The sequence below is a fragment of the Streptomyces sp. NPDC088733 genome, assembly GCF_044751185.1.
In the GTDB taxonomy this organism is placed as follows: Bacteria; Actinomycetota; Actinomycetes; order Streptomycetales; family Streptomycetaceae; genus Actinacidiphila.
Genome location: NZ_JBIVLH010000049.1, coordinates 1 through 15627, shown reverse-complemented (window position 1 = coordinate 15627; position 15627 = coordinate 1). Strand labels below are relative to the sequence as shown.

Below are 15627 nucleotides of genomic sequence, written 5' to 3'. Positions count from 1 at the left end.
GCACGATTTCGGGACGCCCCCTCCACCTTGCGTTCGCCGGAGAGCGTTTCCGACGCGGCTCTGTCCTCGCTGCCGATCTCGTCACGAGTCGGTGGCTGCTTGAAGTACCGGTGAGTGAGCGGAGAATCCTGGCTTTCCCCCAGCGCCCACCGAAGTGAGGCAAGGACTGCCCCACCAAACTCCTGAGCCATGCGAGTGTTGTAGTGGGGCGCTTTCAGGTCCGCGTCCAACTCTGCAGCGAGTCGTTCGATTCGAGGCCGAGGATGAATCCCCACCATTGCGGGGACAGGCGCCGGGGCTGGTTCCGAGGCGGGTTCGTATCCAGCGGGCGGCGGGTACGAGGGCATCTCCGGCATGACGGCCGGCGCTCGTTGCGGCATTGGTTGGGTCCATCCGCGCAGGCTGGGGTGCACCGTCTGGGGAGTAGAGTCCCCACTCGGCTTGTCCCCGCGGTTCCACCACCGGTTACCCGCCATGTGATGACCGTACCGACGTCCACCGACAGTCGGCCAGAAGGCACGGCCGGGGCGGGTCACATGCTGACTTCATACCCACCCTGCTCGATCACGGGCTCGCGGACCTGCTGGATCGCCTGTATGTCGGCGGCAGCCTGCTCTATCACCTGGTCCTGGCGGGCCTGCTGCATGGCACGGGACGCTTCCTCCCGGCCGTCGAGTTCTTGCCGGGCGCTGGCGGCCTGGTCGACCGCTCCGTCCAACTCCGGGCCGTCCAGAACGACAGGCTCCTGCGGGTCCTCCACGCCGACCTCGCGGTCTTCGGCAATCTGCTCCGCCGTGGGCTCCTGCGGCTCCGTCTCCTGCTCGGGGGCCACGTCCTGCTCCTGGTCTTGCAGGTCTACGCCGCGCAGCTCCAGCTCACGTCGTGCGGCCTGGGCGCGCTCGCGTACCTCTTCGGTGTGCTCGTGCCAGTCCTCGCGGACACTGTGGACCTTCTCCAGCCTCTCGGCTCGCTCCGCCAGGTTCTGGGCAATCTGCGCCTGCTCGGCGGCTTCTGCCTGCAGACGGGCACGCTCCATGTCGTCGGCCGCTTCGGAAGCCTGTACCTGCAGCTGAGCGGCCTGCCGATGCGCTTCCCGCGCGGCCTGGTGGTCCTCGCGCAGCTGCTCCGCCACGTACCGGGGTGCCCACGTCTCTTCACGCTCGTAGCGGGCCACCTGCTCGCGCAGCTGGTGCTCGCTGGCGCCCACCAAGTCCATTCGGTCTTCGGGCTCTCCAAGGGCACGGAAGGCCCGCTCCCAGTCCGCGCGCACGTCCACGGCGTGCTGCGGCGGGGCCTCGCCGATCGCGTCCCGCTCCGAGTCGTACCCGTGGGCCTCGCGGTAGGCGGCCACGGTGCCGGCGTGCTCAATCCACGCCTCGCGCCACGCCTCACTGGTGGGTACAGGTCCGAGGCGCTCTGCCCACTCCGGGCGCTCGTCCGCGTCGGCCAGCTGCCGTCCCAGTTCCAGGCGGCGGGACTCCATCATCTCCGCAGCCTGCTGGGCGTACTCGCCGACCGGGCCGTCCATCTCGGCGACCCGGGCATCCCAGCGAGAACGCTCCTCTGCCTCCTGCAGACGGGCCTCGGACAGCTCGTGACGGGTCTGCTCGGCCTGCCCGCCGTGCAGCACCTCCAGCTCGGTCATCGCGGCCATCTGCTGGTCCACCAGAGCCTGCAGGGAGTCCTCAATGCCCGGAGCGGCGGTGAAGACTTCCTTGACCGCGTCCTGCTGGCGGACGACCGCCTCGCGGACCTGCTGCTCTGCCTCGCGGACCAGGGCGCGGTCGGCGCGCTCGATCTCCCGGGTCAGCCGGTAGTGCAGCACGCTGGACAGCGTCTTGGCGTCCGACAGGTCAGCCTCGGTGACGCTGGTCAGCAGCTGCTCGGCATCGTGGCCAGCGAACTCCGCCGACCGGGCCAGCTGCAGCAGACTGCCGTACGCGGCCTCGTCCCGGATCTGCCGGTACCCGTCCTCGCCCAGCGCCTCGAACAGCACCTGGCCGTAGCGGGCGCCCGCGTGCTCGATCTGCAGGTCTTCCAGAATCGTCGTCCAGCGGTCCAGGGAGACCGACCGCTCCAACTCTTCCCGCAGCACCGCGGTGGCCGCAGGCTGCGCGTCGGAAGCCTCCAGCGTCTGCTGCAGCACCGCCACCAGGTCCGGCTGCTGCTCGGGGCGGACGCCTTCCTGCTCGGTGACCACGTAGGCATAGTTGCCGTGCCGCCCGCGCGTCATCGCCACGTAAAAGCCCTCTCGGGCCTGCGCGCCGTCGACCAGGGAGTGGCAGACGTCGACCGTGCGGCCCTGAGCCGCATGGACGGTGCCGGCGTAGGCCAGGTCGACGTGCTCGCGCACGTATCCGGCGGGCAGGCGCATCTCCTGCCCGTCCTCGTATGCCACGGTGACGCTGCCGTCCTCGAACCGGTCGGTCACCCGGACCACGTCACGGTTGACTGCCCACCGCCCGTTTGCCGTGGTCAGCGTGCGGTTGTTGTTGCGCAGCTGGACGGTGTCGCCGATGCCGATCGTGATGCCGCGCGTCGGCAGCTCGATCCCACCAGGCTCGACCTCGCCGAACCGCACCAGGTCCTGGCGGGCCAGGGCCGACAGGTGGTCGGCCTGCTCGTTCGTCGCGGCAATCAGCAGGGCGTCCCGTCCGGCCATGTGGTCCGCCAGCCAGCCCTGGTAGGCGGTGCGCATCATGTCCTCGCGCGAGCCGCCCAGCAGGCGGCCCCGGTCGTCGTACGCCACCAGCACCGACGTGTCCCCGGTCCGCAGCTTGAGCGAGGCGTCCCGCTCCCACTCGGAGCTGAAGCGCATCACGTCGTCCAGCACGTGCACGTTGGGCAGCTGCTCTGCCATCTCGCGGAACATACCGCCCGCGCCGACCGCATCCAGCTGGAAGTGGTCGCCGGACAGGATCACCTTCGCCCCGGCCGCCTCCGCAAGCCGCCGAATCTGGTCAATGTGGTCGGTCTCCGTCATCGCGGCCTCGTCCACAATGACCAGCTGCCCGGGCTGCAGGCGATACCGCTCGAACTGCGGTGCGCTGATGCCGTCCGCAAGGTTCTTATTCGAGAGGAGGAACATCGAGATGTTCTCGACCTGGTCAACGCCTTCTTCCTGCAGCACTCGGGCAGCCCGCTGGCTGCTGGCCAGGCCCAGCACCGGAGTGCCTACGTGCTGCTTCCACGCGTCGTTGACGGCGGCGTTCAGGCGGCTCTTGCCCGTACCAGCGGGGCCCACCAGGATCTCGACCTTCTGGCCGGAGCCGAGGATGCCCCGGAACGCGGCCTCCTGGCCCTCATTCAGCTCCACCCGGGCGAGGGCTTCCTCGATCGCGGCAACGTCCACCTGCGGGGCACCGAGCTGCTGCGCGTACTCCAGCTGGTTCGCCTCACGCTGCAGGGTGCGGTCGGTGGTATAGCGGTCGCCGGACGGGTCCGAGTACCGCGACTGCCCATTGGCCAGCTGCAGCTCCTTCGGGACCGGGATCAGCTCCGGCGGCGTCAGCCGCACCACCGCGGTGCCGGCATCCGGCGCCGTCGCGGCCTCCGTCAGCTCCCTGACCAGGTGCGTGACCTGATACGACTCCAGACCGCCGAGACAGTCCGGCAGCTCCCGCGCGACCTGCACCATCAGGTCCGCCTTGGTCCACGTGGACTTCTCCGCCTGCACGGCCAGGACCGCGTTCCGCACCACCTGCGTGGGGTCGAACGGGACCGCCTCGACACCCAGCTCGTCAGAGGCTGCCCGGACCTGCTGCGGGACGTCGGCCAGCGAGCCGCGCAGCTCCTCCACGCACGCTGCCTCCCACCGGGCCAGCAGGTCTTCCCGGCTGGTCGCCTCGGTCTTGGCCTTCCGCTCGTCCAGCACCACGAACTGGGCCATCTTCGCCAGCTGGTGCGCGCCCGGGGCCACGCCGTTGCGCTCTTCGTACTTGCGGGCCAGGTCCGCCACCTTCTCGGTGACCACCCGCCGGCGGCTGGAGTACTGGTCGCGCAGCTCCTGCTCGATGCCCACGATCTCCCGGGCCACGCCGTCCGGGCGGGTCGCCACCCGCACCCCGAGACGGCGCACCAGGGCCTCTTCCGCCACCCGCTCCGACAAGTGCCCGGCAGCCTTCGCCTGCTTGTAGATCTGCTGGCCGTCCAGGGCGAGCCACTTCTCGGTGACCTCGCCGGTCACCGGGTCGGTGTGCTCGACCTTCACCCGGTTGAGGATCGCGGCGTGCACGTGGAGCTGCGGGTCCTCGTCCCGGCTGGTGTGCTGCCGGAACGCGGCCACCGTGAACTCGTGGGCGTCCACGCGGCGGCCGGTCGTGCCGCCCTTGCCCGCGAAACGGCCCTCGCGGGCGTACCCGGCCTCGTCCTGCAGGTACTGCAGGCCAGCCTCCACGCCCTCCATCCACGCTGCCCACACCTGGTCGGCCTGCCCGGCGAACTCCTGCGCGGCCTCCAAGTCGCCTGCCTCGCGGGACTGGGCTGCCTTGATCTGCAGGGAGGCGTGCAGCAGCGACCAGGACTTCGGCGCGGAGAACGTCGCGTCGTAGTACATCCGGTTCTGCTGGGCGTTCGCCCGCACGCCCATCTCCACGGCCCGCCGCTTCTCCGGCGTCGCGCCTGCCGGCAGCTCCGCCAGAGCCTCGGCAACCCTCTTCTCCGTGGACTTCGAGTAGTCCCGGATCGCCGAACCGAGGCGGTACTCCGCCCGCACCTCAGCCTCGATCGAAGCCCGCGCCTTCGCGTACGCGGCCGTGCCAACACGTAGATCCGGGTGCGCTGCGCGGAAGTCCTCCCACCGCGCCTCGGTAACAGTCCGTGCTTCCTCAAGGCGGCGAGGATCGGTGAACTGCCCGTACAGAGCAGCCATCACTTCATGATCAACTTCGCCGGTGAGACCAAGATCCGCTGCGCCGTCACCCAACCAAAGACCCGCAGGCTCCCCCGCCTGCTCGATCGCCTTCAGGTAGTAGTGCTCAGCACCCTTCCCGACCGCATTCATGAGATAGCCCGGGTCGGCACCCGGGCTCACAGAAACGGTCATACGGATCACGGTACGGACCATCGGATCGTGATGCAAGGGTGTGTTAGGTCTGGAAAGGGTTGATCATCTGTCTACAACGGTCGCTTCTGGTAATCGGGTTGGCATCTTGGGTGGGCCTTCATGGGTGACTGGCTCGGCCTACTGCTCGGCAAGCGGGATGCTCGGTGCGGTCCCTGACGGCGCCTCGGCTCGAACGACGTTGGGCTGCTCTGGCCTTCGCCCGCTCGGGGGCGGTACGCTCCCGAAGACGACAACGAGCCCCTGCCCGGAGAGATCCCGGCAGGGGCTCGACTGTTACCAGCTGTAGTTGGGGGCGGCGGCGGTCCGGGTGGGCGGCTTAGCGTGCGCACACCAGAATCACCACAGCGGGTCTTGCTGCGCGCCGGACGGATGGCCGGCGGCGAGAGCCACCGCGATGGCGGCCTCGACCGCTTCCGGCCCGCCGGGCAGCGCCGCGAGGATCGCGTCCCGCACGGCCACCGCGCGCCCCGCCGCGCCACGCACGTCGGCCAGCGGGCCACCGAGCCGACCGCGACGGGCGTAGTAGTCCGCGATGTTGTCGGCCCGCGCGCCCGCCACCCAGTGAGTCGGGTTCTGGCATGCGCCCTCGTCGCACCGGTGCCGGACCACCAGGCCCGCGCCTAGCGTGTCCACGCCGTGCTCGACTATCCACCCGAGTACGTGCGCCGACACGACCCGCGAGGTGCCCGCCGCGCGGGCGCCGGCGCGGAACTTGCCGTGCCCGGTGTCGCTGATCGCCCCGAGCCACCACCAGCAGGCGTCCGGCGCCCGCCGGTACACGCGCTCGCTGTACCGGGCCACAGTGGCGTCGTCGGCCGCCAGCTGCGCCCACGGCACCGGCTCTCGCTCGGTCACGCCGCGTCCTCCTGCCCCGGGACGTCGTCGGCGACGGCAGGGACGTCGGGGTGGGCGAACGGGTCCTCGCACAGCCCGCACAGCACCGGGCCCTCCTGCAGCAGCTTCGGCGTGATCTGCAGACGGCGGGGCGGCTCGCACCCGCACTCGGCCGCCACCCGCTTGCCCGCGGTCGGGTTCTCCTTCTTCGGCTTCGCGCCGGTCTCGTCCTCGCCTTCCCGGGGCGAGGCGCCCTTGCCATCCATGAACGGCAGCTGCGCTTGGTCGAGTCGACGGATCACCGTGGCGTACGACCGGGCGGTGTCGTCGCTCAGGACGCAGTTGGAGAACCCCAGCACGGGCTCCGCCCGCTGCGGCGGCTGCAACCCCAGCTCTTCGGCCAGCTTCGCGAACCGCCGGTTGTGCCACCGGTTCCCTGACGCGCTCGTGTCCTTGATCCGGCCCCGAGCGAATGCCAGCGCGTGCGCGGCCTCGTGCAGCATCGTCTGCAGCACCTGGTGCCCGCCCATCGCCAGCAGCTCCCCGGAGATGAACACCTGCGGCCGGCGACGGGCCACCGCCGCGTCCACCCACCGCTCCGGGTCGTGGCTGCCCAACTTCAGGTACTTGCCCCGCGTCGGCTTCCCGCTCCCGGTCACCACCACCACGTCCGGCACCTCCGGGTGTCGAGTGCGGATGGTCGACCACGCGGCCTCCAACGCCCCGACGATCCGCGTACCGTCCCGCTCCTCCAGCTTCGCCATGAGAAGGATTCTAGTGTGCGCACGCTAAGAAATGGCAGGGGGTGGAGTGGGCGCTCGGTACGGGTTGGGGTCCGGGGAGTATCGGAACCGGTTTTAGCGGTAGTGAGGTGATCTTGGTTCCGGTTCGATGAAGGGGCCGTTTTGCCTGTTCAGTGGCCCTTACGGTCCTGGTCATGCCTGTTGAGTATCTGTCTGTTGAGCAAGAGGCCCGCTTCGGTCGGTTCGCCGCGGCGCCGTCGCCGGGTGAGCGACCCCGGGCCCGCCGGTCCCCACGGCGCGAAGGGATGAGGCAGGTACGGGCCTGGCTCAGGAGTCGTCCTGCCCGCAGGGCTCCTCCTCCTGTTGCGGGTGGGCCTCGACCTTCTCAACGGTGGCGGCGCCGTCCGGGGCCCGTTGCTGGGGCACGGTGATGGTGCGGCGCCACGGTTTGTCGTACCTACCGCCACAGGTGAGGCAGGAGGCAATGAACAGGGTGGCGGCTGGTCCCATCGTGGTGCTGGGCTTGGCCGGGTACTGGCGTCGGGCGATCGTGACGGCGAGGGACGGCTGTCTGCAGGAACACGTGGCACCCGTGCGGCGGTGCGGTCGGGCGGGCGGCGCGGCGCTGGGCGGGGCGGCCGGATCGGCCGACAGGAGCTCGACCTGGTAGCCGCCAGTGGGCACCATCCTGCGGCGCCGGGTGTTGCGGTCGAAACGCTGGTGTTCGGCCCTGGTCTGGAATAGCAGGAGCATCCCGGCCAGCAGCAAGAACGCGTCTGACCTGACCAGTGACGGCTCCGGGCTCAGCACGGCGACGGGGACTCCGTCGTCGCCTACCAGCGGGACGCCGCCAGCCCACCGGCTCTGGCTGAAGCTGAACCCGGCGGCCGCGGTGATGCCGCGCTCGGCGAGGTAGTCCACCGCGGCCCGCACGCCTGGGCGGGCGGTGATCCTGCTGTGTTCCGGCGAGGAGACGCCGCCACACTCGCGCCGTACGGTCTCCTCCACCACGGTGGCCCGGCGCAGAGCACGGGCGCGGGAGATCTCGTTCTTGGCGCGGATCGCGGCGCGTTCCCTCTCCCGCTTCCGCTGGTAGGCGGCCTGACGCTCTTGCTGGAGCCGGTCGCGTTCCGCTTGTTCGACCAGGTAGCGGTCCTCGGCGGCGACGTACTGCGGTGCTGTCCACACCAGCGGCAGCTTCCGCAGCGGGTACCGCAGTCCTGTGCGCGGGGCGTGCTGGACGACCCGGCCGGTGAACACCCAGCGCAGGAAGTCAGCGAGGCCCACATCAGCCGGGACGGTCCAGCTGCCGCGCTCGAACTTCACCAGGCCCTCGGTGACGGCCAGTCCGCCGGTGTCCGCCGGGGCGAGGCGGACCGAGGGGACCGTGCCCAGCCACGGAGGCTGGGGTCGGTCGCTGAACCAGCACGCCGTCACGCCGTCCCCGGCCATCCGTTCGGTGCGGGCCGCGATGTCGACGGCCGTGATGGGCGACAACTGGGCCTCCAATGCCATGGACCACGTGCCGCCCGGGTCGGTGGCCAGGACGTCCGCGCGCCAGGACCCGTCTGCCGCCCGTACCTCCATTTCCGCGTGGGCACCGGCGTCCCGGGCGGCGTTGGTGAGTTCGAGCTTGAGCAGGTGGTGCGCCTCCGACTCACCTTGCCGGGCGATCTCGCAGTCCGGAGCGTGCGGGGCGTGCGCGAAGAACCTCAGGCCGCTGGAGGAGGTCTTCGCGTACATCGGGTGCAGGCACTCCACGCAGACGATCGGCTCGGGCGGGCGGACTTTCCACACCTCCTCCCACGACCTCCCGCACCCCAGATCCGGCAGGTGGGCGAACACCGTCCCCCACTGCGCGTGCACGGCCCGAAACCCCATCGGTCCCCTCCGGAAGTCATCTCAACCCGTAGTGTGCAAGCCACTACTGACAGTCGATATGAAGAAATCGGACAGGCGACCGGGTGCCAGCTCCAGCGGGGAACATCCGAACGGTAACCGCCGGAAGCCCCACGCGCGCCGATCCCACATTCAGCCCCGGAACGTCGCGGGCACCGGGAGCCCGGCAAGGCGCGGCTCCTGGAGGCATGGGCGGCGCGCGCGGGTCTCCACCGTCGCGTAGGTGCCGCCCCTACCGCTAAAACCGGTTCCGATACTCCCCGGACCCCGTAGTAGTCCGCGATGTTGTCGGCCCGCGCGCCTGCCACCCAGTGGCCCGGGTTCTGGCATGCGCCCTCGTCGCACCGGTGCCGGACCACCAGGCCCGCGCCTAGCGTGTCCACGCCGTGCTCGACTATCCACCCGAGCACGTGCGCCGACACGACCCGCGAGGTGCCCGCCGCGCGGGCGCCGGCGCGGAACTTCCCGTGTCCGGTGTCGCTGATCGCCCCGAGCCACCACCAGCAGGCGTCCGGCGCCCGCCGGTACACCCGCTCGCCGTACCGGGCCACCGTGGCGTCGTCGGCCGCCAGCTGGGCCCACGGCACCGGTTCCCGCTCGGTCATGCCGCGTTCTCCTGCTCCGGATCATCGTCGGTGACGGCTGGGACGTCGGGGTGGGCGAACGCAGCCTCGCACAGCCCGCACAGCACCGGACCCTCCTGCAGGAGCTTGGGCGTGATCTGCAGACGGCGGGGCGGCTCACACCCGCACTCGGCCGCCACTCGCTTGCCGGCGGTCGGGCTCTCCTTCTTCGGCTTCGTGCCGGTCTCGTCCTCGCCCTCCCGGGGTGGGGCCCCCTTGCCGTCCAGGAACGGCAGCTGCGCTTGGTCGAGTCGGCGGATCACCGTGGCGTACGAACGGGCGGTGTCGTCGCTCAGGACGCAGTTGGAGAAGCCCAGCACGGGCTCCGCCCGCTGCGGCGGCTGCAACCCCAGCTCTTCCGCCAACTTCGCGAACCGCCGGTTGTGCCACCGGTTCCCCGACGCGCTCGTGTCCTTGATCCGGCCCCGGGCGAACGCCAGCGCGTGCGCGGCCTCGTGCAGCAACGTCTGCAGCACCTGGTGCCCGCCCATTGCCAGCAGCTCCCCGGAAATGAACACCTGCGGCCGACGGCGGGCCACGGACGCGTCCACCCACCGCTCCGGGTCGTGACTGCCCAGCTTCAGGTATTTCCCCCGGTTGGGCTTCCCGCTGCCGGTCACCACCACCACATCCGGCACCTCCGGGTGCCGCGCCCGGATGGTCGACCACGCCGTCTCCAACGCGCCGACGATCCGCGTACCGTCCCGCTCCTCCAACTTCGCCATACCCCAAATCCTAGTGTGCGCACGCTAAAAAAGAGAAGGTCGATCGCTCGTTTGGTGGCGAGCGTTTGAGCGGGGCAAGATGCGTGGGCAACCCCGGGTTGAGCTGCAGGGATGCAAATGGATGCGGCGAGCGCGAACGTACAAGAATGAGACGTCCGCGATTCCCGCTTCACGTTGCGGCCCGGCGTCCTACAGTGGGTCCAGTGCCAACGGGTGTACAGTTCCCGCCCGCTGGACGGGGAAGTGGAGAGGGGGCCGGCCATCGGCCGACCCCCTGCGTGACGAGTCCGCCGGACTAGTAGCCCTTCCGTGTGACCAGATCCAGCACCACCTGGATCAGTGCGATCATCACGGACCAAGCTGCCCAGTCCGGCGGCTCCTTTTCTGCGGCCATCCCTCACCTCCCTTCCTTCTGTGCTCACGTGTGCACAGAAGAGGGTCCGTCAGGAAGGCCACTTGGGCTCGTCAGTTAAGACAGTATCGGGGACATCGCCAGACTGTTGGCAAAGCGCGTCACATGCCGCCCGAGGTGTCTAAAGAAGTCGATGACCTGCGGGTTCTCAATTGCTATGCAGCGCATAGCAATCCGCTGCAACCCGTCGCGACATGCGGCAACACGCTGCAACTCGTCACAGTCCGGCGAAGAGATCGATCCCGTGGACGGTATGGCACGCAGGCTGCAGCCAGGAGTATTTGTACGACATTAGGAAGGCTGCAACCGACAGTGGAGGACGTACGCGTGCGCGGGCTGTGGGACCGCTACACGGCCCCTGGGACCAAGTACCGCACTCGGCGGCAAGCAGTCTCGCGGGCCCGTCAGGACGGCCGGTACGGGCCCACGGTCTGGGACGTGCTGCCTGCCTTCGTACTGCTGCTCGCCGTGGTGGCGGGCCCGGTCGCGCTGCTGGCGTGGCTGCACGCGGTGCTGGGGCCCGGCGGCCTGGCACTCGGCGTGGTCCTACTCACGGGCACCGTGGTGCCGTTGGTGCGGTGGCGCCGTGCTGTCGCCCGCCGGCGGAGCGGAATCTGGACCGCGGCAGAGTTGCAGGCGCTGGACGACCGACAGCTGCCCGCCGCGGTGCTGACGCTCCTGCGGCGCGACGGCTGGCGCATGCGCAAGGCACCGCACGAGGGACGGCCGCGGCTGCTGGGTGGCCACCCGTCGATCCGTATCCGTATCGACGTCGGTTTCCGCCTCTCGGGCGAGGGGGCCTCGGACGCCCCGGCGCCCGGCTTCCTGCGGGTCGCCGGACGTGAACACGTCGGCGGCATCGTGCGCCTGGTCGTCAATCGCGGGGAGTTCTCGCGGACGGACGTGCACTGGGCTAATCGTCAGGGCGGAGTGCACCTACTCGACGGCCACCAGCTCGCGACCTGGGCAGCGGGCCTGCCCCTGCAGAAACTCCTCGGACTCACCGCCGCTGCGGACGAGACCCCCGGAGGCACTGCCGAGGCAGGCGGCTGACCTGTTGCTATCAAGGCCAGTTTCAGATTCTCAACATCACCCGAGGTGGCCGGGCTGCCCGGTCTGCAGCCATGCGGCGTACTCCTGCCTGGCGTAGGGGCGGCTGCCGCCGGCGGCTTCCCACTCGGGCGCGAACGGCGGGTGCTTGCCCATCCAACCGCCCCCGCGGTGGTCCTCGTCGAACTCGCGCAGCAGCCACGCTGCCGTGTGTGCGTCCTGCTGGGCGGACGTCTCACCCGGGGCCAGCAGGGCCCGGCGGTCGGCAACAACGGCGTTCAGCAAGCGGTACTCGCGGTTCTCGCGCCATTCGGTGGTGTCCATCAGCTGCTCGACGCGGGCTTGCAGGTCCGCCAGCGTCGGGCCGTCCGCGTACACATCCAATGGCGGCGGCGCATCGAACACCTCGGCAGGCAACGGCACGTACGGCGTCTCCATGGGCCTCCTTCGTTCGGCGGGCCACCGACCCTAGGCCCCGGCGCTGACAGGCGCTGAAACTCAGCTGTCCGGCGCCCCCAGTGTCTGGGTCACCGCCATTTTTCGGGGCGCTCGATGGAGTGACCGGTGATCGGGTCCTTGACCGTCTCCGGCAACTGTGAGGCAGCAATGCGGCCCCGGCCAATGGTGAACGACGAGGGCATGAGATTGCGCAGTTCTGTGGACTGCCTGCGGGGCGGGAAGGCGGCAACGATGTGCGTCGAGGGAGCGAGGGAGCGTGCCATACGGACGGCAGGGCCCAGGTCGCTGTCCGCGCTGATGATCATCGCTGAGGTTGCCTGGCCGGTGGCAATGTCGGCAACGAGGGAGACAGCGATGTTCACATCGGTCTCTTTCTCCTCGTAGCTGGTCCACGTCGATCCGCACTGACGGCACTGCTTTGGTTTCCGCTGGTAGCGGCCCTGGACTATGTCGATCATGGGGCCGTTGTGGGCGGTGAGTGCCTGCAGGTATGAGGACTGACGGCTGGCGGCCGGCGAGTCGTCCAACACCGGTGCGGTGAAGTACCTGACCTTGGTCAGCTCGTCTGCTGGACGGAGTTGCCGGGTTAGCTCGACCAGGTCGAGCCAGAGGAAGCGATGACGGTAGCGATCGTGGAGTCCGTGGTAGAGGTTGAAGCCGTCCACGTAGGTGATCAGACCGGGCACAGGGCTCTCGATGTCCTTCGGCGACCCGCTCGACCTGCTCACGCACGTGCGTCGCTGGTGTACGAGGAAGGACACCGCGGCTGCCTGCCGTGCACCTGGCCCAAGCAGTTCTTGTTCGGAGATACAAAAACGGCCCCTTGCGGGGCCGTCTAACCGGGCCTTTGCAGTCCCGGCGGGGTATGGAAGAAATGTACACCCTTTGACAACAGAGTGCAATGAGGTGTGATGGAGTGAAAGGACTGGCAGCAGGCCTTTCACGCGTCCGGGCCTGGTGGGAGCCAGTGCGCTAGTGGGGGCCGCGTCGTTCGCGGCGGGACCGTTCCACACAGGCCCGGTACACCTCGACGGGCGGGGCGTGTGCCACCAGGTCGGCGAATGCGCGTTCGTCGGCGTGCACTGCCTCGTCCTCCTGGGCCCAGCTACGGCGGAGTGTCCACGGCGGATCAGCGGGGAACCGCGAGGCCATTGCCTGCAGCTCGATCCGTTCCCGCAGGTCGCTACGCAGATCGGTGGTGCGGACTGTTACCGCGTCCTGGCGGAGGGCTCTCCTGGCGAGCATGCTCGAGTAACGCTCGCCGGCCTCGTCCGCCGGGACGTCCCGGCCGCGGTAGTGCTCGGTGCGGGATCGGATCAGCTTCCAGACCCGGGCACCGACGACGTGCGGCAGCGACCGGGCGGAACGGGTCTGGACGGTCACCAGCTCGATCAGCTCCGTCGGTGTGGCCCTGCGCAAGGCGTATGCCACCGGACCCACCAGAGCCTCGACCTCGGCCGTCGACAGCGACCCACGGCCCGCCCCTCGCTGCTGGCTCCACCAAGGACCACAGCGGGCCAGCACTTCGCGTGCGGCCTCGACCTCATCCGGCCGGAGTGGGTCGCGACGGGCGCCACGCCGTGGCGGCGGTCCTCCGTAGCGCGACATCGCCCCTTGGGATCTGCAGGTAGAAGACCACAGGGGAAAAGACGCCTTCGCGTAAGGAGGTGACGTCTGAACTTCATTGCTGTCGGGATCTTCCGCCATGGTGGAGAGGGGCGGCACTGCGGTGAGGTGGCCGACCCGGGTGTCGGCGTGGTCGGGCTCCGGCAGCACCTCCTCGTCCCACAAGCGCAGAGCGCGGGCGAGGTCTTCCGGCAGCTCGTTGGGCACCAGGTCGGCGGGCAGCTGCAGTTCGTACCGGGCGGTGTAGCCGGGGGCGGCCTTCTGTGTGCAGCGGATCCATCCGGTGTCCACGGCCGCACGCAGGGCCTTCCATGCGGCGCGCTCGCTGATCTCGCGGGATGCGGCGTAGGTCTGGATCAGGCACGGAACGTCGCGGATGCGGCCGGCGGCGTTCGCGTTGAGGCTTGCGTGCTGCAGGAACGCCTGCAGACCGGGCCCGTGGTGGCCGCGGTAGTGCGCGAGAGCGGCCGTGCGGTACCACAGGGTGCGGTTGATGTGAGGAAAGCGAAGAACGGTCTGCCGGACCTGCAGAACCGGCGGCGTGTCGTCGCCGGGCAGTGCTGTGCAGACCGAGCGACGGACGGCTATAGTCGTCTCCCGGAAGCTGATGGGCTGCTTAGGGCAGTGCTTCTCCGGCTCACGACCCGAACGGTTTGGCGACCTGGGGCGGGACGAGAGCTACGAACAAGCGGATATGAAGTTGGCGGTTGCGCCTCATGGGACTGGGTCCCTGGGGCGCTTTTCGCTGTCTAGGGGCGACTCCTGAAAGATCGCGCGTTTAAGGCAACCGGCAGCTTTTCACAACTCGTGACGTCCGTGTGGCGGGTGACACGCCATACGGGAAATCCTGCGTAGATCATCCCGAAACATCCTGTCGGCCATTTCGCTCACCGAAACGGGAGCTTGCCGTGTCCCTGCTGGCGGGACACGGCACTCGGACCCTCAGATGTGTAGGAAGGCGCGGCGGATATCGCTGGCTGCGGCAGCGAGGTTGTCCGCTCGCAGGCGGTCGTCAAAGTCCCAGCCGTCGTCGCCCGCGGCCTCGCTCGTGGCGCCTGACGCGGCGTCCAACACTTCGGCGAACGCCTCGGGTACCTCGGCGTCGATGAGGGCCTGCACGATGGCGTCCTGGTCGGCCCCACGCTTGACCGCGTCGGCCAGCAGCCGCAGGGTTGCTGCTGCAGCGGGAGCCAGATAGGCCAGCTCGCTGTCCTGACCGGGGCGGTCGACGGCGGTCGCTATGCCCGTGATGCGGGCGACCGGCGCGGCGGCCGTGGTGGTGTCGAGCTCGCGTGAGGACACCTCAGGTCTCCTCCGGGATGTCGTCGTAGGCGTCGGTGTCCAGGTCGAAGTACCCGGCCCGCAGCTCGAACCGCTCGCGCAGCACGTCGCCGGCGACATCCCGGGGCACAGCCGCAACGCGAAAGTCGTCGTACATCCTGGCCTGCACGTCCTCGACCGTGACGCGCCCGCGCTCGCCGTACGAGGCGGCCCGTCGTGCGGCGGTGATGGCCCAGTCGGCGGCGACGACCAACTGCCGGCGGAAGTGGTCGCCTCCGGGTAACGGCGCCGGGCGACGTCGGCGGAACCACCAGGTCACTTGCGCTTGCCCAGCTCTGCGGTCTTCGTGTCAAGGTCCCTTTGTAGGGCGCGGATCTGCTCGTCTGCCTGCCGTTCGGCCTCGCGGGCCTGGGTACGGGCGGTGTCGAGCTGCTCGCGCAGCTGGTCCACTCGCGTCTCCAGGTCGGTGAGGCGCCCGCTGTCGCGTTCGGCTGCGGCGCGGGCCCGGTCCAACTCGGCGGTCAGTTCGGTGCGGACCCGCTCGGTGGCCTCCTTCGCGGCTTCGACCCGCACCTCGGCGTCGTGGGTGGCGCGGCGGGCGCTCTCCTCGGCAACACGGGCCCGGTCCTCGGCGCCGACCTGCTGCTCCTGTGCCCGCACAACGTCTTCCCGGGCCTCGGCCGCGGCGCGTTCCATGGCCTCGGCCATCTCCCGGAGCTGCCGGTCGGCTTCGACCCTGGCTTTCCCGGCGGTGGTCTCGACAGCCTCGACGCGCCCGCGGGCCTGCTCTTCGGCTTCCGCGACGGCGGCCGTCGCCTCGGCGCGAGCCGTGGCGATCGCCTGCTCGGCGCTCGTCTTCACTCGGGCGGCATCGGCCTCGAACTGCTGGCGGGCGGCGTCCAGTTCGCGA

At 69.7% G+C, this 15627-nt stretch carries 11 protein-coding genes and 1 pseudogene; 1 reads left to right on the top strand and 11 read right to left on the bottom strand.

Annotation, left to right across the window (positions count from 1 at the left end; genetic code table 11):
• Positions 1-532: 532 nt before the first annotated feature.
• The 5 genes from mobF to ACIP64_RS40850 all read right to left on the bottom strand — a co-directional run bounded on the left by mobF (position 533) and on the right by ACIP64_RS40850 (position 9889).
• Entirely contained in the window at positions 533-5002 is a 4470-nt protein-coding gene (mobF, locus tag ACIP64_RS40870) for a MobF family relaxase (protein ID WP_401597815.1), read from the bottom strand.
• 399 nt (positions 5003-5401) lie between these two features.
• Entirely contained in the window at positions 5402-5920 is a 519-nt protein-coding gene (locus ACIP64_RS40865) for a hypothetical protein (protein WP_401597780.1), read from the bottom strand.
• Positions 5917-6663, bottom strand: coding sequence for a hypothetical protein (locus tag ACIP64_RS40860; RefSeq protein ID WP_401597777.1), 747 nt, complete (start codon positions 6661-6663; stop codon positions 5917-5919). The genes ACIP64_RS40865 and ACIP64_RS40860 overlap by 4 nt, the downstream gene beginning before the upstream one ends.
• Positions 6664-6969: 306 nt before the next feature.
• A complete protein-coding gene (locus tag ACIP64_RS40855) occupies positions 6970-8523 on the bottom strand; it encodes a competence protein CoiA family protein (protein ID WP_401597774.1) in 1554 nt (517 codons plus the stop codon).
• Positions 8524-9142: 619 nt separating this feature from the next.
• A complete protein-coding gene (locus ACIP64_RS40850; protein ID WP_401597771.1) occupies positions 9143-9889 on the bottom strand; it encodes a hypothetical protein in 747 nt (248 codons plus the stop codon).
• A gap of 724 nt (positions 9890-10613) precedes the next feature.
• On the opposite strand from ACIP64_RS40850, the gene ACIP64_RS40845 reads away from it, so the two are divergent.
• Positions 10614-11354 carry a hypothetical protein gene (locus ACIP64_RS40845; RefSeq protein ID WP_401597769.1) on the top strand — a complete coding sequence of 247 codons (741 nt, stop codon included), beginning with the start codon at positions 10614-10616 and terminating at the stop codon, positions 11352-11354.
• Between the two features lie 36 nt (positions 11355-11390).
• Here ACIP64_RS40845 and ACIP64_RS40840 read toward each other — a convergent pair whose 3' ends face one another.
• From ACIP64_RS40840 to ACIP64_RS40815, 6 genes and pseudogenes are all read right to left on the bottom strand, one after another.
• A complete protein-coding gene (locus ACIP64_RS40840; protein ID WP_401597768.1) occupies positions 11391-11789 on the bottom strand; it encodes a hypothetical protein in 399 nt (132 codons plus the stop codon).
• Between the two features lie 89 nt (positions 11790-11878).
• Complete coding sequence (locus tag ACIP64_RS40835) at positions 11879-12496, bottom strand: NYN domain-containing protein (RefSeq protein WP_401597766.1); 618 nt, start codon at positions 12494-12496, stop codon at positions 11879-11881.
• A gap of 286 nt (positions 12497-12782) precedes the next feature.
• Positions 12783-13727, bottom strand: a complete 945-nt coding sequence (locus ACIP64_RS40830; RefSeq protein ID WP_401597763.1) for a hypothetical protein — start codon at positions 13725-13727, stop codon at positions 12783-12785.
• A 651-nt stretch (positions 13728-14378) separates the two neighbouring features.
• Positions 14379-14738: a hypothetical protein gene (locus ACIP64_RS40825; RefSeq protein WP_401597761.1), complete on the bottom strand. Its 360-nt coding sequence runs from the start codon at positions 14736-14738 to the stop codon at positions 14379-14381.
• Position 14739: 1 nt separating this feature from the next.
• Positions 14740-14970, bottom strand: a complete 231-nt coding sequence (locus tag ACIP64_RS40820) for a hypothetical protein (RefSeq protein WP_401597759.1) — start codon at positions 14968-14970, stop codon at positions 14740-14742.
• 62 nt (positions 14971-15032) lie between these two features.
• Positions 15033-15627 (bottom strand): annotated as a pseudogene (locus ACIP64_RS40815) (hypothetical protein); the annotation flags it as partial.